This window comes from Blautia luti, from assembly GCF_013304735.1.
In the GTDB taxonomy this organism is placed as follows: Bacteria; Bacillota; Clostridia; order Lachnospirales; family Lachnospiraceae; genus Blautia_A.
Window position 1 is genome coordinate 18091 of record NZ_JAAITI010000030.1, and the last position, 22870, is coordinate 40960.

Annotated in this window: 18 protein-coding genes; all 18 read left to right on the plus strand. The window is 41.8% G+C overall.

The genetic code is table 11. The features are described 5' to 3' along the window. The first annotated feature begins 3 nt into the window (after positions 1-3). The 18 genes from G5B06_RS14055 to G5B06_RS14140 all read left to right on the plus strand — a co-directional run bounded on the left by G5B06_RS14055 (position 4) and on the right by G5B06_RS14140 (position 22704). Positions 4-615: an HD domain-containing protein gene (locus G5B06_RS14055; protein ID WP_148447736.1), complete on the plus strand. Its 612-nt coding sequence runs from the start codon at positions 4-6 to the stop codon at positions 613-615. Further along, positions 596-2677, plus strand: coding sequence for an aminopeptidase (locus tag G5B06_RS14060; RefSeq protein ID WP_420314387.1), 2082 nt, complete (start codon positions 596-598; stop codon positions 2675-2677). The genes G5B06_RS14055 and G5B06_RS14060 overlap by 20 nt, the downstream gene beginning before the upstream one ends. 124 nt (positions 2678-2801) lie before the next feature. After that, positions 2802-3302, plus strand: coding sequence for a 5-(carboxyamino)imidazole ribonucleotide mutase (gene purE, locus G5B06_RS14065; protein ID WP_015525905.1), 501 nt, complete (start codon positions 2802-2804; stop codon positions 3300-3302). A 59-nt stretch (positions 3303-3361) separates the two neighbouring features. Continuing rightward, on the plus strand, positions 3362-4387 hold the full coding sequence (purM, locus tag G5B06_RS14070; RefSeq protein ID WP_148447737.1) for a phosphoribosylformylglycinamidine cyclo-ligase: 1026 nt from the start codon (positions 3362-3364) through the stop codon (positions 4385-4387). After that, a complete protein-coding gene (purN, locus tag G5B06_RS14075; protein ID WP_148447739.1) occupies positions 4381-5004 on the plus strand; it encodes a phosphoribosylglycinamide formyltransferase in 624 nt (207 codons plus the stop codon). The genes purM and purN overlap by 7 nt, the downstream gene beginning before the upstream one ends. Positions 5005-5036: 32 nt before the next feature. Continuing rightward, on the plus strand, positions 5037-6311 hold the full coding sequence (gene purD / locus G5B06_RS14080) for a phosphoribosylamine--glycine ligase (RefSeq protein WP_173762131.1): 1275 nt from the start codon (positions 5037-5039) through the stop codon (positions 6309-6311). Between the two features lie 161 nt (positions 6312-6472). Further along, on the plus strand, positions 6473-7246 hold the full coding sequence (locus G5B06_RS14085) for an SseB family protein (protein ID WP_173762132.1): 774 nt from the start codon (positions 6473-6475) through the stop codon (positions 7244-7246). Positions 7247-7319: 73 nt separating this feature from the next. After that, positions 7320-7697, plus strand: coding sequence for a GntR family transcriptional regulator (locus tag G5B06_RS14090; protein WP_021977595.1), 378 nt, complete (start codon positions 7320-7322; stop codon positions 7695-7697). 11 nt (positions 7698-7708) lie between these two features. After that, complete coding sequence (locus tag G5B06_RS14095) at positions 7709-10171, plus strand: ATP-dependent Clp protease ATP-binding subunit (protein WP_173762133.1); 2463 nt, start codon at positions 7709-7711, stop codon at positions 10169-10171. Between the two features lie 121 nt (positions 10172-10292). Further along, entirely contained in the window at positions 10293-10706 is a 414-nt protein-coding gene (locus G5B06_RS14100; RefSeq protein WP_148447747.1) for an endosialidase, read from the plus strand. Continuing rightward, positions 10700-12070 (plus strand): DNA repair protein RadA, encoded by a 1371-nt coding sequence (radA, locus tag G5B06_RS14105; RefSeq protein WP_173762134.1) that lies wholly within the window; start codon positions 10700-10702, stop codon positions 12068-12070. The genes G5B06_RS14100 and radA overlap by 7 nt, the downstream gene beginning before the upstream one ends. 6 nt (positions 12071-12076) lie before the next feature. Continuing rightward, positions 12077-13087: a glycosyltransferase family 2 protein gene (locus G5B06_RS14110; protein WP_148447751.1), complete on the plus strand. Its 1011-nt coding sequence runs from the start codon at positions 12077-12079 to the stop codon at positions 13085-13087. Further along, the gene (locus G5B06_RS14115) at positions 13077-14720 is read left to right on the plus strand and encodes a glycosyltransferase (RefSeq protein WP_173772323.1); all 1644 of its coding nucleotides are present in this window, start codon (positions 13077-13079) and stop codon (positions 14718-14720) included. Before G5B06_RS14110 ends, G5B06_RS14115 begins: the two co-directional genes overlap by 11 nt. Further along, complete coding sequence (locus tag G5B06_RS14120) at positions 14713-16533, plus strand: glycosyltransferase (protein ID WP_173772325.1); 1821 nt, start codon at positions 14713-14715, stop codon at positions 16531-16533. Before G5B06_RS14115 ends, G5B06_RS14120 begins: the two co-directional genes overlap by 8 nt. Next, the gene (locus G5B06_RS14125; RefSeq protein WP_148447757.1) at positions 16530-18896 is read left to right on the plus strand and encodes a polysaccharide pyruvyl transferase family protein; all 2367 of its coding nucleotides are present in this window, start codon (positions 16530-16532) and stop codon (positions 18894-18896) included. Before G5B06_RS14120 ends, G5B06_RS14125 begins: the two co-directional genes overlap by 4 nt. Positions 18897-18948: 52 nt before the next feature. Continuing rightward, positions 18949-21297, plus strand: coding sequence for a polysaccharide pyruvyl transferase family protein (locus G5B06_RS14130; protein WP_274602759.1), 2349 nt, complete (start codon positions 18949-18951; stop codon positions 21295-21297). A 104-nt stretch (positions 21298-21401) separates the two neighbouring features. Continuing rightward, complete coding sequence (locus G5B06_RS14135) at positions 21402-21635, plus strand: hypothetical protein (protein WP_173762138.1); 234 nt, start codon at positions 21402-21404, stop codon at positions 21633-21635. A 37-nt stretch (positions 21636-21672) separates the two neighbouring features. Then, positions 21673-22704 carry an acyltransferase family protein gene (locus G5B06_RS14140; protein WP_173762139.1) on the plus strand — a complete coding sequence of 344 codons (1032 nt, stop codon included), beginning with the start codon at positions 21673-21675 and terminating at the stop codon, positions 22702-22704. The last annotated feature ends 166 nt before the right edge of the window (positions 22705-22870 follow it).

Consider the following 22870-nt stretch of genomic DNA (forward strand, 5'->3'; position numbering starts at 1 on the left):
AAAATGGAAGAAAAAGAACGATTAAAAAAACAGCTTGATTTTATCCTGGAAGTAGATAAAGTCAAAAATATTTTCCGTCAGACGTATCTTGCAGACGGAAACAGGAAAGAAAACGATGCGGAACATTCCTGGCATCTGGCGCTGATGGCAGTGCTTCTGAAGGAATATTCCAACGAGGAAGTGGATCTGTCGAAGGTAATTCCCATGGTACTGGCACATGATCTTGTGGAGATTGATGCGGGAGATACCTATGCGTACGATGAGAAAGGGGCAGCCACCAAGGATGCCAGAGAGCGAAAAGCAGCGGAACGGATCTACGGATTGCTGCCGGAAGATCAGGGACAGTGGCTGAAAGCACTCTGGGAGGAGTTTGAGGCCTACGAAACTCCAGAGGCGAAATTTGCCCATGTGCTGGATAACTGTCAGCCATTGTTTCTCAATGATGCTTCCAACGGAAGAAGCTGGGAAGAACATCAGGTAAAGAAAAGTCAGATTTATAAGAGAAACCAGAAAACAGGAGAAGGCTCCGAAGTGATCTGGGAATATATGAAAGAACTGATCGACAAACATATTGCCCTGGGGCATGTGATTGATGATGAAAAAGATGGGAGATGAAGTTTTGGACGAATGCATGAAAGAACGTTACGGACTTGCAAAAGAGCGGATCCGTGAGGTCATAACAGAAGAGACGGTAAAAGAACCGTTTGGAGATTTTTTCAGAAAGATGGCGCAGTTTCTTTCCATGACAGCAGATGTGATGGATGAGGAGAATGTGGAACTTACCCTGGAGGAGCTGAAGGAGCGAAATCATCGCTTTTATCAGGATATCCTTCCGGAAAACTATGAAAGCAGTTATGGAAATCCGGCTTATGCAGTAAATAAGCTGGGAGATTATGGAAAAGCTTTCAGTTTCCTGTATGCAGAACTTGCCGGAACAGTGGCTTATGCACATGAGAAAAGACTGTGGGATATGACAGTATCCATGGAACTGTTTCTGGAAGTATACTCTGCATTTTGTGAGGAAGAGCTTCCGGAGGCTGCAACAATAGAGGGAATCCTTCGTTCCTATGTGAATGACTACTGTCAGGATATGATGGAACAGAGAATCCGGGAGGGCGTAGATCCGGAACTTGATTTTGCAGCAGAGATTATTATGAATTCTGATCTTTCTGATCTGAGATATCTGTATCGTTACGGAGAGTATGTTTCTGAGAATGAGACAGGAGTGGCGGAGTTCTTAAATTCCCTTTCCCAGGAAGAGATCGATAAGATGGCTTCTACTTATACAGAAGGTTATCGGATCGGATTTATCACCGGACGAAAAGATATCACAAAGAAGAAAACCGTAAATATCCGTTACAGCCTTGGATTTGAGCGTATGGTAAAGGCTGCGATCCTTCAGTTTGAAAAAATGGGACTGAAACCGGTGATCTACCGTCATGCAACACATGCAGTGAACAAAAGAGGCGCAGTTCGTGTGGGCTATACCGGTGGCGTTGCCAATCCGCAGTACGATTACGATCATCGTCAGGACAGTGCACTGTTCCTGGACGGAGATTTTGTGCAGCGAAAACTCCGTGCCATGCAGACTTCTTATGAGAAGTACAGAGAACTGGCAGAGGTACATGGAGGCCCGGCCTGCATTGACACGTTTGGAGAAAATCCGTTCTCTCCGGTAAGCAAACCGGAAGCTTACGCATTAAGTGAGGCACAGCAGAAGCTGCAGACAGAGCTTGACAATGAATCCGGACAGATCGTAAACCGTTACATTAAAGGTGATGAGAGAAGTTTTACCATTATTGCCTATCCGGTTCCTGAGATCGGTGGAAATTATGAGGAAATTTTCCGTGAGATCGTAAAGATCAATACTCTGGATTATCATCTTTATCAGGAGATCCAGCAGACGATCATCAATACTCTGGACACCTGTGAGTGGGTGGAGGTCAAAGGCCGTGGAGATAATGAGACGGATCTTCTGATCCATCTTCATGAGCTGACAGATCCGAAGAAACAGACGAATTTTGAGAACTGCGTGGCAGATGTGAACATTCCGGTAGGAGAAGTCTTTACCTCCCCGCAGCTTGCAGGAACCGGCGGGATCCTTCATGTGAAAAAAGTATATCTGAACGGATTGCAGTTCCGTGACCTGAAACTGGTATTTGACTGCGGTCAGGTGATCGATTATACCTGCTCCAATTTTAAAACAGAAGAAGAAAACAGGAAGTATATCGAGGATAACATCCTCCATCATCATCCGAAGATCCCGATGGGTGAATTTGCCATTGGTACAAACACCACAGCTTATGTGGCAGCACTGAAATACGGAATTGCGGACAAGCTTCCGATCCTGATCGCAGAGAAAATGGGACCGCATTTCGCAGTGGGTGATACCTGCTACAGCTGGGCAGAAGATACACCGGTATACAATCCGGACGGAAAAGAGATCATTGCCAGAGACAACGAGATTTCCGAGATGCGTAAGGATGATGTAAGCCTTGCTTATTATGGATGCCACATGGATATCACCATTCCTTATGATGAGCTTGGAAGCATCCGTGTGATTGATGATGAGGGAGAAATGATCTCCATTATTGAAAATGGAAGGTTTGTTCTTCCTGGAACCGAGGAATTAAACCGTCCTTTTGAAAATCTTCCATTAAATATTAATATAAGTTAATTAGTAAATTTACAGTTTTTCCGATCGTATTGACAGAAAGTGAGAATATACGTAGAATAACCATAACAATAGTCAAACAACTACAGGTAAACATTCAGTTAGTGTACCACGAAAGGAGAACACAATGGCAAAAGTAGGAATTGTAATGGGTAGTGATTCAGATATGCCGGTTATGAGTAAAGCAGCAGATATCCTGGAGAAACTGGGAATTGATTATGAAATGAAGATCATTTCCGCACACAGAGAACCAGATGTATTTTTCGAGTATGCAAAGACAGCAGAAGAAAAAGGCTTCAAAGTGATCATCGCAGGCGCAGGAATGGCAGCTCATCTTCCGGGAATGTGTGCGGCGATCTTTCCAATGCCGGTAATCGGTATCCCGATGCATACAACATCTCTGGGAGGAAGAGATTCCCTTTACTCTATCGTACAGATGCCAAGCGGTATCCCGGTTGCCACAGTAGCGATCAACGGCGGTGCCAATGCGGGACTTCTTGCAGCCAAGATCCTTGCAACTTCTGATGCAGAGCTTCTTTCCAGACTGAAAGCGTACAGCCAGGATCTGAAAGAACAGGTTGAGAAGAAAGACGCAAGACTTCAGGAAGTTGGATACAAGAACTACTAAGAACCGGTTATAAATTTTTTACCATAAAAATAAAAGAGTGTTGTCATAAGGAGGACATTATGGATTACAAGACTTCAGGCGTAGATATTGAGGCAGGATACAAATCAGTAGAGCTGATGAAAAAACACATTGCCAAGACAATGAGACCGGAGGTACTTGGAGGAATCGGTGGATTCTCAGGTGCATTTTCCATGGAGAAATTCAAAGATATGGAAGAACCTACACTGGTTTCCGGAACAGACGGATGCGGAACCAAGGTTAAGGTAGCCATGGTTATGGACAAACATGATACCATCGGAATCGATGCCGTAGCCATGTGCGTGAATGATATTGCGTGTGCAGGCGGCGAGCCACTGTTTTTCCTGGACTACATTGCCTGCGGCAAAAACTATCCGGAGAAGATCGCAGAGATCGTAAAAGGTGTTGCAGAAGGCTGCGTACAGTCTGAGGCGGCTCTGATCGGCGGTGAGACGGCAGAACATCCTGGACTTATGCCGGAGGATGAGTATGACCTTGCCGGATTTGCCGTAGGAATCGTTGACAAAAAAGATCTTCTCACAGGAGAGGCCCTGAAACCGGGAGATGTCCTGATCGGTATGGCATCCACAGGTGTTCACAGCAACGGATTTTCTCTTGTACGTAAAGTATTCGACATGACAAAAGAATCCCTGGATACTTATTATGATGAACTTGGAACAACTCTGGGAGAGGCACTGATCGCACCGACCAGAATCTATGTAAAAGCACTGAAGAGCATCCGCGAGACCGGAGTGAAGATCCATGCATGCAGCCATATCACAGGCGGCGGATTCTATGAGAACATTCCGCGTATGCTGAAAGAGGGAACCAGAGCTGTTGTCAAGAAAGACAGCTATCCGGTACTTCCAATCTTCAAACTTCTTGCAGAAAAAGGAAATATTGAAGAGCATATGATGTACAATACATACAATATGGGCCTTGGAATGATCCTGGCAGTAGATCCAGCAGATGTTGACAAAACAATGGAAGCGATCCGTAAGACTGGTGACAAGCCATATGTAGTAGGAAGCATCGAAGAAGGAGAAAAGGGAGTGACCTTATGTTAAAGATCGGCGTTCTTGTTTCCGGCGGAGGAACAAATCTTCAGGCAATCCTGGATGCCATTGATGCAGGAGAGATCACAAACGCAGAAGTGGATATCGTGATCAGCAACAATGCTTCTGCCTACGCACTGGAAAGAGCCAGAAAACATGACATAGAAGCGATATGTATCGCACCAAAAGACTATCCGGACAGGGAGGCTTTCCATAAAGCATTGCTTTCCAAACTTCAGGAGAGAGGGGTAGACCTGATCGTTCTTGCGGGATATCTGGTTGCGATTCCTCCGATGATGGTGGAGGCATATCCAAACAAGATCATCAATATCCATCCATCTCTGATCCCGTCTTTCTGCGGAAAAGGTTTCTATGGACTGAAGGTTCATGATGCAGTTCTTGCAAGAGGAGTAAAAGTAACCGGTGCTACGGTTCATTTCGTAGATGCAGGTACAGATACAGGCCCGATCATCCTTCAGAAAGCGGTGAAGGTAAAAGACGGAGACACATCCAAGGAGCTTCAGAGACGTGTAATGGAGAAAGCAGAATGGAAGATCCTTCCGGAAGCCATCAATCTTATCGCCAATGACAAGATCACAGTGACAGATGGAATTGTTTCTTTAAAGTAATCACAAAACAGATGAAACAAAGGAGTAAACAGATGAAAGTATTAATCGTAGGAAGCGGCGGAAGAGAGCATGCAATTGCATGGAGTGTTGCAAAAAGCCCGAAAGTTGACAAGATTTACTGTGCACCTGGAAATGCAGGAATCGCAGAGTACGCAGAATGCGTAGATATCGGAGCAATGGAATTCGAGAAACTGGCAGCCTTTGCCAAAGAAAAAGAGATCGATCTTACCATCGTGGGAATGGATGATCCTCTTGTGGGCGGAATCGTAGATGTATTTGAGGCAGAGGGACTTCGTGTATTCGGACCGCGCAAAAACGCAGCCATTCTGGAAGGCTCCAAGGCTTTTTCCAAGGATCTTATGAAGAAATACGATATCCCTACTGCAGCTTATGAGAATTTTGATGATCCGGAGAAAGCTCTGGAATATTTAAGAACCGAAGCAAAATTCCCGATCGTTCTGAAAGCAGATGGCCTTGCACTTGGAAAAGGTGTTCTGATCTGCCAGGATCTTGCAGAGGCAGAAGCCGGCGTAAAAGAGATCATGGAAGATAAAAAATTCGGAAATGCTGGAAATACCATGGTAATTGAAGAATTCATGACAGGTCGTGAAGTTTCCGTGCTTTCTTTTGTAGATGGAAAGACCATTCGCACCATGACATCCGCACAGGATCACAAACGTGCCAAGGATGGAGACCAGGGACTGAATACCGGTGGAATGGGAACATTTTCCCCAAGTCCGTTCTATACTCCGGAAGTAGATGAATTCTGTAAGAAATATATTTATCAGAAGACTGTAGATGCCATGGCATCTGAGGGACGTCCGTTTAAGGGAATTATTTTCTTTGGACTGATGCTTACTGCAGATGGCCCGAAGGTACTGGAATATAATGCAAGATTTGGTGATCCGGAAGCACAGGTTGTTCTTCCGCGTATGGAGAATGATATTATTGAAGTGATGGAAGCCTGTGTAGACGGAAATCTGGATCAGATTGATCTGAAATTCGAAGACAATGCGGCAGTATGTGTTGTTCTTGCAAGTGATGGATATCCTGTAAAATATGAAAAGGGTATTCCGATTCAGGGATTTGAGAACTTCAAGGACAAAGATGGATACTACTGTTTCCATGCTGGAACCAAATTTAAAGACGGCCAGATCGTTACAAACGGAGGCCGTGTTCTTGGTATCACTGCCAAGGGAAAAACGCTGAAAGAGGCAAGAAAGAACGCATATGCTGCTACTGAGTGGATCAGTTTTGCAAACAAATATATGCGTCATGACATTGGAAAAGCGATCGACGAGGCATGAATTGGTCAGTTTTCACAGGCACAGCTTGACGAAAACAGGGATTTCATTGTACAATAGTAACAACTATGAAACACAGTGAGTAGTTACGAATAATAAAAAGCTGGATGCCATTTCTTTGCTGAAGTGTCGCATCCAAGTGATGAGGCAGAGAGGACAGAAAAATGGGAATCAGTGTAGAAGAAGCAATTCATGAACTCAGAAACAGGGAAGAAGTATTTGTTGCATATTCACAGGCAACCAAGCTTCCGTATGTAACCTGTGATGATGAGACATTTAATGATCAGGCGAGAATTTTTGCCACAGAAGAAGAAATAAAAGAATATGGAAAACAGCTCCTGGAGGATAAGATCCTTCTTATGGGCATGAAATATGAGAAGAAAGATTTTCCGAGACTGTATGGAACGCTGTATGCAATCGGAGTAAACAGTGTAATCTGGATTGATGGAGAAGAGCAGATTGAAATAGAAATTGGAAAAATCGCAAAGCAGAGAGATATGAGTAAAATCGAGCCGGCGAAGAGACCGCTTCTGAATCCATCTCTTGAGCTTTCCGGTATTTACTTTATGCAGGAACTTCGCCGTCCGGTAAAACAGGAAGAACACAAAAATATCCGTGAGCTTGAAGAAGAGCTGATCGCGAATTTACGAAAAGCAGAATTTCTGATTGCTATCAATGCAGAACAGGAAGAAGACGGAAAACTTCATATTCCATATCTGAAAAACAAAGAGGACAAGATTCTGCAGCCTGTATTCACAGATGTTATGGAGTTTGAGAAATTCGGAAGAGGTAAAAATCTCCGTGTTGCAAAAGTAACCATGGACAAACTTCCGAGCCTGATGATTCCACAGGCAAACGCTTATGTGATAAATCCACTGGGCTTTAATCTGATTCTGAACAAAGAACAGGTAGAAAAGATTGCAGGGATCAGCAAATAAAAACAAAAAATTACAGCAGGCTGCCAGGATGAAACTGGGCAGCCTTTTGCTGTTGTAGAGGAGAGATTGCCCTATGGTGATAGAAATCGATTTTAACAGTGATGAGGCGATCTATATGCAGATCACCAATCAGATCATAATGGGGATAGCTACATCAAGACTTCATGAGGGGGATGCTCTGCCCTCTGTACGGCAGCTTGCAAGTATTGCAGGAATTAATATGCATACGGTAAACAAGGCATATGCACTGCTTCGGCAGGAAGGTTTTGTAACCATTGACAGACGGAAGGGCGCTGTGATCTCCATTGATGCGGATAAGGTCAGAGCTCTGGAAGAAATGAAACAGAATCTGACAGTGGCAATGGCATGGGGATGTTGTAAAAATGTAACAAGGGAAGAAGTTCACCAGCTGGTGGATGAGATTTTTGACGAATATGACACAGACAGATAGGAGGAGACATCATGCAGGAACGATATACAAAACAGGCGGAGAATGTTCTTGTTCTGGCAAAACAGGCAGCCAGCTCCTGCGGACATAGTTATATTGGCACGGAGCATCTGTTGGTCGGTCTTGTGGAAGAAAAAGAGGGAACTGCTGGAAGAGTGCTGGAAGAATTTGGTATTCAGGCAGATAAAACCCTGGCACTGATTGATGAACTGATCGCACCGCCGGGAAATACGGCAGTTGCACAGAAACCGGGATTCAGTCCCAGAACAAGACGGGTTCTGGAAAATGCATATGCGGAAGCGGAGGCCATGCATTTTGAGGAGGCAGGCACCGAGCATCTACTGCTGGCAATGTTAAAAGAAACAGACTGTGTAGGTACAAGACTTTTGTATACCATGGGAGTGAATATCCAGAAACTTTATGCGGCAGTTCTTGCTGCTATGGGAATGGACAGCGATGCTATTGCGGAAGAATTCCAATCTGTAAAGGCTTCCAGAGGAAAAAATGGAAGTGCCACACCAACGCTTGACCAGTACAGCAGGGATCTTACAGAAATGGCGGAAGAGGGCAAACTGGATCCGGTTGTGGGAAGAGATAAGGAGATTGCCAGACTGATCCAGATTTTAAGTAGAAGAACCAAGAACAATCCATGCCTGACAGGAGAACCCGGAGTCGGAAAAACAGCTATTGTAGAGGGGCTTGCACAGCGGATTGTCACAGGAATGGTTCCGGATACTGTAAAAGATAAACGTGTGGTAGTTCTGGATCTTTCCGGAATGGTAGCAGGAAGCAAATATCGTGGAGAATTTGAAGAACGTATTCGAAATGTCATTGACGAAGTAAGGGAACAGCAGGGAATCCTTCTTTTTATTGATGAGATTCACACAATTATCGGCGCCGGTGGGGCAGAGGGTGCTCTGGATGCCTCTAACATTCTGAAACCTTCTCTTTCCAGAGGAGAGATTCAGCTGATTGGGGCGACGACTCTGGAGGAATACCGGAAATATATTGAAAAAGATGCAGCTCTGGAACGCCGTTTTCAGCCTATTACAGTAGAAGAGCCTACGGAGGAAGAAGCAATTGAAATTCTGAAAGGCCTGCGTCCATACTATGAGAAACATCACGGGGTAGAGATTCTGGATGAGGCACTTGAAGCGGCGGTAAAAATGTCTGTCCGTTATATTAATGACCGTTTCCTTCCGGACAAAGCCATTGATATCATTGACGAAGCTGCTTCCAAAGTGCAGCTAGCTGGATATCATCCGTCGCCGGAGGCAGAGGCGCTGGAGCGGGAAATTCACGATATTCTGAAAGAAAAAGAACAGGCGGTTGTAAATGCAGATCTGGAACATGCGAAAGAAGCGCAGGCCAGACAGAACGAAGCGGAAGCAGAACTTGAAAAACTCCGCAGAAAAGCAGATCGCCGAAACAGACGGAAAGCTCTCACTGTTGGAGAGGCAGCAGTTGCGGATATTGTATCCGACTGGACTAAAATTCCGGTACAGAGGCTGACAGAAGGAGAATCCAGACGTCTGGCAAATCTGGAAAAAGTTCTAAAAAAACGTGTAATCGGCCAGGATGAGGCGGTTTCTGCAGTTGCCCGTGCAGTAAAAAGAGGTAGGGTAGGCTTAAAAGATCCGGCAAGACCAATCGGTTCTTTCCTATTTCTGGGACCTACCGGAGTTGGAAAAACGGAACTTTCCAAAGCACTGGCAGAAGCTGTATTTGGAAGTGAGCAGGCAATGATTCGTGTAGATATGTCTGAATATATGGAAAAACACAGCGTATCCAAATTGATCGGATCTCCTCCGGGATATGTAGGATATGAAGAAGGCGGACAGCTCAGTGAAAAAGTGAGAAGAAATCCGTACAGTGTAATTCTTTTTGATGAAATCGAAAAAGCGCATCCGGATGTGTTTAATATTCTTTTACAGGTGCTGGATGATGGCCATATCACAGATGCTCATGGCAGGAAAGTGGATTTCAAACAGACGATTATTATTATGACTTCCAATGCCGGTGCACAGGTGATTATGGAACCGAAGCATCTTGGCTTTATGTCCGGCGACACAGAAAAACAGAATTACGACCGAATGAAAAACGGAGTTATGGAAGAAGTTCGAAGGATGTTTAAACCGGAATTTCTGAATCGAATTGATGAGATTATGGTATTTCATTCTCTCAATAAAGAGAATATCCGCAAAATTGTTACGATCCTGCTCAAGAATCTGGAAAAACGATGCCAGGAACAGCTGAATATCACTCTGAAAATTACAGGAGCGGCAAAAGATCTCATTGCAGATGAAGGTTTTGACAGTAAGTATGGTGCAAGACCACTGCGTCGTGCAATCCAGACAAAAATCGAAGATGAAATGGCAACGGAAATTCTGGCAGGAAAGATCAAAGCAGGAGATACGGTACAGGTAAAAGCAAAAGATAAAAAAATCTGCTTTTCTATTACAGTTTCCGGGGAATGAAACCGGAGTTTTTGAAAAGTATAAGAATTTTGTCACTTTCTATGGCAAAAAGAAAAAAAATAAGCTATAATTAACATCATCTTAAAGATACAACAAAAGAATTTCAGGAGGACATAAGATCATGGCAGTGGTACAGGAATTGATCCGTACAGAAGATAACGGTACTATCAGTTTTGGAGATTACGAATTAAACCAGAAATCCAAACTGTCGGATTATCAGTATCAGGGAGATATGTATAAAGTAAAAACATATAAGGAGATTACCAAGCTTGAGCGCAATGGAATGTTCGTATATGAGTCTGTTCCGGGAACAAGTGTATTTCATCTTCAGCAGGATGGAACTACAATGAGCTTTGAGGTACAGGGCTTTGAGGACTCTCAGATCACAGTAGAACTTGAAGCTGAGACAGAATATCAGGTATTTATCGATGGAGCGAGCACAGGCACCATGACTACAAACCTGGGTGGCAAGCTTTCTTTCAGTGTTGAACTGGATGCGAACACCAAAGCAGAAGTAAAAATCGTAAAATGCTAAAAAATAAAAAAACAGTATATTTCTGCCAGGAATGCGGGTATGAATCGGCCAAATGGATGGGGCAATGTCCTGCATGTAAGGCATGGAATACATTTGTGGAGGAAACGGTTTCTTCTAAAAAAACCGCTTCCTCCGGCGTAAAAGTATTGCAGAAGAAGACAGAACCTGTAATTTTAAAAGATATCAGCCTTTCGGCAGATGAACGTCAGAGCTGTGGAATCGGTGAATTGGACAGGGTACTGGGAGGCGGAATTGTTCCTGGCTCCCTTGTTTTGGTGGGTGGAGATCCCGGAATCGGTAAATCTACCCTGCTTCTTCAGGTCTGCAGAAATCTTTCTTCCCAGGGAGTATCCGTATTATATATTTCCGGTGAGGAATCTCTGCGGCAGATTAAATTAAGGGCGGACAGACTGGGGAATTTTAATGATAAACTGAAACTGTTATGTGAAACCAATCTTGAAAATATCCGTGAAATCATAGAGCGGACGAAGCCGGATGTGGTAGTCGTGGACTCTATTCAGACAATGTTCCATGAAGATATTACTTCTGCACCGGGAAGTGTTTCACAGGTAAGAGAATCGACCAATGTTCTGATGCAGATTGCAAAAGGCATGGGTGTATCTATTTTTATTGTTGGCCATGTGACAAAAGAAGGTAATGTGGCCGGCCCCCGTGTGCTGGAACATATGGTAGATACCGTGCTTTATTTCGAAGGAGACAGGCATGCTTCCTATCGAATTCTGCGAGCGGTAAAAAACCGCTTTGGATCGACCAATGAGATCGGAGTTTTTGAGATGCAGAATACAGGGCTGGAGGAAGTGAAAAATCCTTCCGAGTTTCTGCTGAATGGAAGACCGGAGAATGCATCCGGTTCCGTAGTAGCCTGCTCTATGGAAGGAACCAGACCGATTCTGGTGGAGATTCAGGCACTGGTGTGCCAGAGTAATTTTGGGATTCCCAGGAGAACGGCAGTTGGTACCGATTTTAATCGTGTAAATCTTCTTATGGCAGTATTGGAGAAAAAAGCAGGAGTTCATCTTGCATCTTCTGATGCTTATGTAAATATTGCCGGAGGAATGAAGATGACGGAACCGGCCATTGACTTAGCAATCTGCCTGGCAATTATTTCCAGTGCCAAAGATATTGTTATTCCGGATTCTGTTATGGTTTTTGGAGAGATTGGCCTAAGTGGCGAAGTCCGGGCTGTCAGCATGGCTGGACAAAGGGTGCAGGAAGCAAAAAAACTGGGATTTGAAACGGTAATCCTGCCGGAAGTGAACCGGGCAGCAACAGAGAGCATGAAAGGAATCCGGCTGATATATGTGGCCGGGATTCGTGATGCGATTTCATATATAATGAGGTAAACAAATATGCAAAAGGTTTTGTCAGTTATCATTCCAGTGTACAATATGGAAAAGTACATCCGTCAGTGCCTGGAATCGCTGATGATCAGAGAGATTCTGGATAAAATAGAAATACTGGTGGTTCTGGACGGATCGACGGACCGGTCTGAAGAGATTGCAATGGAGTATGTGGCAGCACATCCGGATTCTGTCCGTGTGATCAGTAAGCCAAATGGCGGACATGGATCGGCGATCAATACAGGAATGGACCATGCTGCCGGAGAATATGTAAAGGTACTGGACAGTGATGACTGGGTAAATAAAAAAGCTTTTATCAGGCTTGTGGAAGGCCTGGAAAAATTTCACACAGATATTGTCTGGAGCAATTTTTTCTGGGTTTATGAGCAATCCGGGAAAATGAGTATTCAGAACAGACATCCGTTTCCGGGTGTGGAATATGGCAGGAAATATGATTTTCATGAAGTTGCGGAAAAAACATTTGTAAAGATGCATTCCATGACAATTCGAACAGATCTGGTTCGAAAAACAGGAATGAGAATTGATGAAAACTGCTATTATGTAGATGTGGAATTTGTAATGTATCCGATTCCGGAAGTCAAAAGTATTGTATTTCTGGATGAATTTGTATACATGTACAGACTGGGGCGCCAGGGTCAGAGCATGACACTGGAAAAAATGCGAAAGAATCACAGAAATCATGAGAGGGTTCTGAAAAGCCTTCTGAAATATTACCGGAAACAGAGAACAAAAGGGGCCGACAGAGAATACCTGGTATATCTTGAAAATGGAATTTCCAATGTTTTAAGCAGCCATTTTAAGATCTATTTGAGTTTTCCGTGCTCTGTAAAAATGTGCCGCAGACTGCGGAAAATGGATGGAAAAATTCATGAGAGTTATCCCGATATTTATAATGCGGTAGAAAATAAATTTGTATGGGCTATCAGAAAAAGCGGATATCTGTTATACTATCCAGGACACTTTATTATGAGGCTTAGGGAGAAACTAAATGAAGTATAAAACAGTACAGACAATGATGCTTCCTGACAGTACAGAAGAAAATCATGGACTTTATTATCAGGGAACAGAAGGCGTACATGTAATCAATGAAGAAAAAAAATCATTATACATACCGGAGAACGAAAAAGCAGAACTGTTTACATATTTTAATGGTTTTTATCCGGGACAGTGGTCAGAGTATACCGAACTGAACGGGCTTCATGTGGAGGTTACGGTTTCCGGAAATTGCAAAGTAGCGCTCTGTTATACAGATGGAAAAAAAAGTGCTGTATACGAGGAACGAAAATGTATCACCGAGGGAGATACGGCTTCTTTTGAAATGCCTGATCCGGAAAAATTTTCGGCCGTCTGGATTCGAGTGGAAGGACTGGAGCAAGGATGTTATCTCCGGAATATTGTTTTTGGCTCTGAAGTGGAAGTACAGCAGGATGTTCAGATTGCAGTAGTGATCTGTACCTGTCGCCGTGAAAAAGAGGTAATCGGAAATCTTGAGAGGATTTCCAGAATGGAGCAGGAATATCGTCCGAAAGTTTTTCTTATAGATAATGGAAATACACTGACAGAGGAAATGATTCCGGACTGGGTACATCTTGTTTTGAACCGGAACTGTGGAGGCGCAGGTGGATTTACAAGAGGTATGATCGAGGCGCTGAAGATTCCGGAGTTTACTCATGTAATCCTGATGGATGATGATATTGTCCTGAATCCGGATGTGCTTAAAAAAACAGAATTATTTTTATCTGTTGTAAAGAAAAAATGGCAGAAGGCACCTCTTGGAGGTTCACTCATAGAAAGGGATGTTCCATGGAATCAGTTTGAATGCGGAGCATTATGGAACCGTGGAAAAATTCAGGGCGGCAGACAGAATCTGGATCTTCGGAAACCGGAAACTCTTCTCGAAAATGCAAAGATCGAGAACTGGGATTACGGTGGATGGTGGTATTGCTGTATACCGGTACCGTCAATCCGTGAAAAAGGACTTCCACTTCCTGTGTTTATTCACAGAGATGATATTGAATATGGAATTCGTATGGGCAGCCTGATGACTTTGAATGGAATCGGAGTCTGGCATGAGGTCGTAATCAAAAAACTTCCGCAGATGGGAGAATATTATGATATCCGAAATATGGCGATCTTAAATGCTATTCATTATGAGGACTGGACCAAACGTCAGTGGAAAGCCTTTCTGATGAAATGGGCAGCAGGAAATCTACTGAGAGGAAGATATTCCTATATTTATCTGAATATCTGTGCGATGCTGGATTTTCTGAAAGGTGAAAAATGGCTGGAAGACACAGATGGCGTAGAGATTCAGCAGAATGTTGTCAAACGTCTTCCAAAACTGGAAAGACTGGATAAAAAAGAAAAGAATGTATTCTACACAACTCCGGATGTCAGTGTTTATACTGCAGCCAGAAAAAAACGTGTAGTTTATGAAGATTCTGCGGGACTTTGCCTGAAAGCAGACAAAAATCTTGCGGAAACAATACGTCTGAGCATATATTTGTTACTGGCATTGAGGAAAACAGACAGGTACTTTGAAAGAGCCAGGGAAAGCTATCGCAAGAACTGGAAGAAACTGATAACAGAAGAATTCTGGAATAATTATTTGGAGATTGATAAGAATGAGTAAGAATTACAAACTGCAGAATATCCTGTTCTGCGACAATGACAGACTGGAAGCATACTGGGAAATGTTCTTCAAAAGCAGCCGTCCGGTATATGACAGAGAAAAGAAAACAATTGTTTTAGGTGCAGGCCAGGTAATTGATTTCTGCACATATTTTAACTCTATTTCACTTCTGAAATGGAAAACTTATACTTATGCGTCAAAATTAATACTGAAACTGCGTGTAAAAGGTGAAATGGAGATTATCCTTACAGGCTATGAGAAAAAAGATACGCAGTATATCCGAAAAGTTTTGCACAGAGCAAAAGTTTCTGCCGCAGAGCCGCAGGAGATTAGTCTGGAATATCCGGAAAATAATCTGATGCTTGCTGGTTTTGAGATCCATACACATGGAATATGTGTGGTTTATGGTGGAGAGTATGATACAGAAATCGATGAGGAACAGGTACGTCATGTATCTCTTCATCTTTGCACTACTACATTTAAGAAAGAGGATTATATCCTTCCTAATATTCAGCTTCTGAAGGATACCGTACTTGCAGGTAACGATAGCCTGGCGAAGAATCTTTGGATTCATGTAGTGGATAATGGACGCACACTTCCGGTAGAAGAGCTGGAAACAGAACATGTAATGGTACATCCCAATCTGAATGTAGGCGGGGCTGGTGGTTTTACACGAGGTATGCTGGAGGCAATGGACCATAAGGAGAAGCCGACACACGTTCTCCTCATGGATGACGACGTTATGATCCTTCCGGAGAGTCTGATCCGTACCTATAATCTTCTGAAGATTGTTCGTCCCGAGTATGAGCATCACTTTATCAGTGGAGCAATGCTTTTCTATGAAGAGATGAATTACCTGTATGAGGATGTTGGATTTATGGATCATGAGGGAACTTATGGACCGATTAAAGACCGTGTAGACACAAGAAAGATGGAAGATATCCTTCGTTGTGAGGAAATGTTCCATCAGCCGAAGAATGCTTATGCAGGATGGTGGTATTGCTGTATCCCTGCAGAATTTGTACGTAAAGATAATTTACCGTTGCCAGTATTTGTACGTGGTGATGATGTAGAATACAGCCTGCGTAATAAAGCAAAATTCATTACACTCAGTGGTATTTGTATCTGGCATATGGGCTTTACAAACAAATTTAACGGAGCAATGGAATTTTATCAGGTGCACAGAAATACACTGATGCTTCAGGCAGCCAGTGGAGTATGCCAGAATGTGGATATTATGACCCGTATCCGTAAACTGATTCGTGTAAACCTTCTTCGCTTTAACTATGATGGGGCGGAGCTCCTTCTTGATGCGGTTGAGGATTACATGAAGGGATATAAATTCTTCATGAAGAATCAGGGTGAGAAACTTCTGAAAGAGAAATCTCAGAAAAATGAGAAGATGGAACCACTTTCTAAGTTTCCGGAAGCACCAACAAAGGTACTTAGTGTTTATGCACAGGATCTTCCACGTAAATCACTGGAGACATTTCTGTACAGGATTACTTACAATGGGCATTTTTGGCCAACAAAATGGCTGAAAAAGTCAGTTGTTCCAGTGGCTTATGACTGGTATTATTCACCGCACAGATATTTTTTCAGAAGGAAACTTCTTGCAGTGAACCCATATCTGAAGCAGGGTGCATACAGAGAAATGGATAAGAAGAGATTTTTTGAGCTGTTCAGCAGGGAAAGAAAGCTTTTCAACCGTTATGCTAGGATTCATGAACGTTTGGAGAAAGAGTACAGAGATCACAGAAAAGAATTTACTTCAGAAAGTTTCTGGAGAAAATATTTGGAGATAGATAAATGAGTGTAAAACATATAGGGGATTTAAAAAAAGACGAATGCTATGGCTGTACAGCTTGCCAGTTTACCTGTCCTTTCGGGGCAATTAGCATGCAGAATGATCATGAGGGATTTCGTTATCCTGTAGTGGATGAAGAAAAATGTACAGGATGTGGAAAATGCCGAAGAATATGTCCAGGCTTACATGATAAAGACAGAAGCAATATCGCATCACCAGAATCTTATGTAATATGGGCGGATGATAAGATCCGCCTAGACAGCAGTTCAGGTGGGGCATTTACACTTCTGGCAAAATACATTTTCTCCAAAGGAGGAGTTGTCTGCGGAGTTGTGATGGATGAAAAATTTCATGTTTATCACACTTTTGCAGAAAATGAAACAGAGCTGGAACCTATGCGTAGATCTAAATATGTAGAGAGCGAATTGGGCGAGGCTTATCCAAAAGTAAAAAAATTGCTGGATGAGGGAAGAACGGTATTGTTCACAGGAACGCCGTGTCAGGTTGCCGGTTTAAAAGCTTTTCTCGGTGAAAATACAAAAGGTCTGTTTACTGCAGATCTTATGTGCCATGGACCGACATCTCCAAAAGTTTTTGAGCAGTATTTAGATGAAACTTTTAATGGACGTGAAAATATAGACAAATTTTATTTCCGTTCAAAACGCTATGGTTGGAGCGGAACCACCTGTGAGGTTATCCTGAAAGACGGACGAACATATATGGGATCCGGTGTGCTTGATCCATTTGAAATTGGATCTTTCAAGAGTCTGTTTCTCCGTCAATCCTGTGAGGATTGTAAATTTGCGGCAATTCCTAAACAGGCAGATATTACGATCGGTGATGCATGGGGAATTTCGGCATATAAAGAATCACTTAATGACGATGTCGGAACATCCATGATTTTAATCAATAATGAAAAGGGCAGAGAATTATTCAATGGAATCAAAGATAATGTTAAATTTATCGAAAAAGTTCCGTTGGATGCATTGAAGAGAAATCGATTTGGTGCTCAGAAAATGAAGGTTCCACCACAGAGAGGCCGCTTTTTTGAAATGATAAATTATACAAGTGTTCATAAAGCGGTAGATTATTGTATGAAAGGCCGTTACGACGTGGGTATTGTCGGCGTATGGTTTGGCAATAACTATGGAAGTATTGCGACTTATTATGGTTTGTACAAACAGTTGGAAAGCTTGGGCCTTGCAGTGCTCCTGATCGATAATGAAGGTTTAGGAAAAACCCCGGCAGATGTTGTGGCAAAGAGAAACAGCCGCGTTTTTGCAAGAGAACACTGCCATGTAAGCCGGAAATATAAACTTTCTGAAATGGGACTTTTAAATCAGGTTTGTGATGCGTTTGTTGTAGGATCTGATCAGGTATGGAACTTTGGAGTAGCCCGGAATTTTGGACGGAGTTTCCTGTTGAACTTTGCAAGACCTGAAAAGAAAAAAGTTGCAGTTGCATGTTCTTTCGGACATAAAAGAGATTACAGATCAGATCGGGAGAGAATTATAACAAGTGATCTTCTGAAAAAGTTTGATGCGATTTCTGTACGGGAAGAATCAGCAGTTGATATCCTTGATAATGTTTTTGGCGTGAATTCCACCAGGGTATTGGATCCTGTATTTTCAACAGATCGAAAAGTATATGATGATGTTGCAAAAGAATCACAGCGTTCAGAAAAAGAGCCGTATCTGTTAGCATACATTCTTGATCCAACACCTGAGAAACGTGAGGCTGTTAAACATCTGGCAGAGAAAAAAGGATTGAAAGCGGTATTTATTCTGGATGGCGAAACAGGAACTTTCAAGAAAAACAAAGAAAAAATGGGTGATGAGAAAGTCCTCGAAAATGTAACTTTCCCGGATTGGGTCGCTTATTTTAAAAATAGCAGTTATGTTGTAACGGATTCCTGTCATGGTATGAGCTTTGCTATTTTATACGAAAAACCGTTTGCAGGTATTGGAAATGAAGCCAGGGGTATGGTTAGATCAGAATCTCTGGTGAAATTGTTCCATTTAGAAGATAGACTTGTGAAAAATTCCAAAAATATTATAAATAATGGAACATTATTAAAAGATATTGATTATGCATCTGTGAATGAGATTTTAGAATCAGAGAGAGAACGCTCCAGAAAATGGCTGGAACATGCAATGTTTTCTGAAAAAGTTGTAAAAACATATCAGGCTTATCCTGTCAGGGTGGAAGCTGATCAAGAAAAGGAATTAGTTGTAACTAAAGAAGAGATTGAGCAGGTAAAACCTACATTTTGGCGGGGACTTTTATATCGTCTTCCAATTGGCATGCAGAAAAAAGCTAAAAAAATGGCGAAAAACTATGTTACACAAAAAGAAGAAAAGAATGTGTAATTAAGGAGGATTCGTAGTGAATCAGGAATTTTTACGAAAAATATATGACAAAATGTCACCGGAAACTCAGGTGAAAGCAAAGAAAATCGTAAAAAAATATGGAAAAAGAAAAACAGAGTCTGTGGATACAAAGAAAAAAGTCCCAGAATTTGTACCTGCAAAACTGAAAAAAGCAGATGATATAACGGTTGCCGCAATTTTTGAACAGGATTGTTGTGGATGTGGAGTCTGTGCAGAAATTTGTCCACAAAATGCAATACAGATGGAAACGGATGCGGAAGGGTATGTATATCCTCAGATTGATACAGATAAATGTGTGAAATGTGGAAAATGTTTAAAGCATTGCCCGGCCGTTCAGGTGAAATATGAAAATAGTAAGGAGCCGGAAAGCTATGTTATGATGGCTGAGGATGAGATTCGCAGAAAGGGATCAGCTGGCGGATGCTTTACACTTCTTTCTAATATTATATTGGAATCCGGAGGGTATGTCTGTGGAGCGGCATATAAAAACGGAACATCCGTAGAACATGTCCTGATCCGTAAAAAGGAAGATCTTGATCAGATTCATAATATAAAATATGTTAAAAGTGATATTAGGGCTGTTTGTCCAGAAATTGAAAAACTTTTAAAAAAAGGAAAAACGGTTCTGTTTTCCGGAGTGCCTTGTGATGTTGCTGCGTTATATGCGTTTTTAGGTCAGGAATATGAGAATCTTATTACTGTAGATATTTTTTGCCATGGGCTTCCATCACAGGAAATGTTTGAAAGATACTTAAAAGATTCTTTTCCGGATAAAGAAGTTGAATCAGTAAAGTTCAGAAACAGAGGGGCATTTGGATGGGCCAACACGATCAGTGTTTATTTTAAAGATGGAACAAGCTTTTTTGAGAGATCATCAACAAATGCATATCTGAGAGCAATGTTTATCGGATTGAGCAGACGACCTGCATGTAGCTCCTGTAGATTTTTGGCTATACCACGACAGGCAGATATTTCTTTAGGGGATTTTTGGGAAGCAGGCGATATAAAACGGGAATATTCGGATGGAATTGGAACATCGGCTGTACTTGTTAATTCGGAAAAAGGAAAAAAACTTTTCGAAGTTGTAAAAACTCGAATGAAAATGGTACAGAATATTGAGCTTTCTAAATTGTTAGATAAGAGCAGACGTGAAGGTGAGATCAATAAGCCGAATGGTGCTCATCCATCCAGAAAACGCTTTTTCCAGCTGTTAGAAACATCTTCATTCAAGAGAGCCACAGAGTATAGTCTGCGGGGAAAATATGATATTGGTATTATTGGTCTGTGGTATGGACGTAACTATGGAAGTATGGTCACTTATTATGCATTGCATCATGAATTAACTTCCATGGGACTGTCTGTTCTTATGATAAATAATCCATTATCCCGTGAAGGCGATACCATGACAAAAACCGATCCACGAAGATTTGCAAGAGAACATTATAATATCAGTCCAATTTATCCTATGCATAAGCTTAAAAAATTTAATGATCTTTGTGATGGATTTATTGTTGGATCGGATCAGTTATGGAATTATGGACTCAGCAGAATTTATGGACAATATTATTTCCTGAATTTTGCAGATGATAATAAGAAAAAAATAGCTTACGGTACTTCTTTTGGTAAAAGTGAGTATAGAGGTCCGGAGCCATACAGAGAACTTTCGGCATATTATCTTCAGAGATTTGATGCTGTTTCTGTACGAGAAGAATTTGCGATTGAGATGTGTAAGAATGTGTTTGGTGTTGATGCCACATGGGTAACAGACCCGGTATTCTTCTGCAAGAAGAATCAATATGCAGAGATAGAAAACGTTAGACCGGAATGTGCTGAGGGACCATATATTTTGGCATATATTTTGGACCCAACAAAAGAAAAAACAGAAGCACTTCTCAATGTATCTAAGAGAATGAACAAAAAAGTAAAAGTTATTCTTGATGAGGCACCAGGACAGCGAGAACGAAACAGGCAGAATATGAGAATTCCTGCGGGGGTGCCGATAGAAATTCTTAATGAAGTAGATTTGCCGGAATGGCTGTATTGCTTTGATCACAGTGATTATGTTGTGACGGATTCATTCCATGGTACTTGTTTTGCGATTATCTTTCAGAAGAATTTTAGTGCGATATCTAATAAAAAACGAGGAAGCCTTAGATTTGCGTCACTTCTTGGCGGATTTGGGCTTTTAGATCGTCTTACAGAAGATGCTACAACAATTATTGGTCATCCTATGGTTGAGGAACCAATTGATTATGTAAAAACGGAACAATTGATTGATGCACAGGTTGAAAAGTCAAGAGAATGGTTGCGTAATGCAGTATTTTCTGAGAAAAAAGTAGATAATTTTACAGTATTTCCAATGGTAGATAAGCGCAGATAACAGATGATTTTTATAAAATAATAGACTAAGATTAATAATAGTGGCTGCTGTGCTTGGTGATGATAGCATGGCAGCTACTGTTGTATAGAACGAGGATGAAAGATATGGGAATTGGTAATTTTGGAAACATGATGAAGATTATGAATGCTTGGAATACTTTTAAACAGAATCACCCGAAATTTCCTGCTTTTTGTAATGCGGTATCCAAGAGGGGAATCCGGGAAGGAAGTATTCTTGAAGTAACTTATATCAGCCCTGAGGGGGAAAAATTGACTACGAATATTAAAGTATTACCCAGCGATATTGAGTTGTTGAGAGAGATTTCAGGAGGAAATTAGAAGACTTTTTAGAGCTGGGTTAGGGAGTTGTGAAGTAATGGAAAAGAAAAAGAGAGAAGAGTTTATAGATATTGCGAAGGGAATTGCAATTTTGTGTGTTATTATAGGACATACATGGAAAAATGCCTATCCTGCGGATAAAAGACTTATGGTATTTATTTATTCTTTTCATATGCCACTGTTTTTCATTTTATCAGGATGGTGTTTAAAAAGTACGGATGTAAAAATCAGTTCTGTAATAGTAAAAAAGATTAAACAATTAGTGGTACCGTACGTAGTTATTAATTTTATCCGTACGATGATAATGAGCCCTGAGCTGTTTTTAAAAACAGAATTCTGGCGTTCACTTTTTTATGCTGCCGGAAGAGATATGCAGAAGGGAATTGATGGAAAACCTGTAAGTCAGATTGGTATGACCTGGTTTCTGATGTCGTTATTCATGTGCCAGATATTGTATCTATGTGTAAAAAAGATATCTGAAGAATATGAAGTTTCAATGTGGTTGCTGATAATCTGTCTTGCAATGATGGCTTCACAGTTGAGGGATTATTTTTGGCTGCCGTTGGGAATACAGGCGGGTGTGTATGGAATGTTCTTTTATCATTCGGGATGTGTGATGAAAGAGAAGAAAATATTCGAAAAAGATCTGAAAAAATTACCGGTGGGAAGTATTTTGATTGGTTTGTTTGTATGGCTGCTTGATATTAAAGTGGGGTGTGTTGGGGTACATCAGGCTTCCTATGGTGGAATCATTTCTTTGGCGGCTCCTGTTTGTGGTACATATTTTGTAGTAAAGTTATCGCAATTTATTTATGTGAAAGGTGCAAAGATCAGCAGATTTTTGAGTTGGTGTGGAAGATTTTCGTTGTATATTTATGCAATTCATGCTTTGGATGTGATTGGGCTTTCGGTTATTAAAAGGATGGTGTTGTGTGTATTTGGGCTTCCGTCAAAAAAGGGAGCTTTGTTGTATTGTGTGATTCGTATTATGGTGGTTGTTATTGGTGCAAGGGTGCTTACGGTGGTGAGTGAAGTGTGGCGTATGCGGAGAATGCATCGAGCTGGGTAGGGACTTTGTTGGGGGATATAATTAAAGCTCCGGAAGGTGGAGAGAAAGAGGTACGCCAGAGGGAGAGGATATCGGCCCGAGCAGGGACTCCGTCGGGGGATACAACTAAGATTCCGTGAGATGGCTAAAAGCATTGCGGCAGGGCCAGAACTCGCCTGCGGCTCAG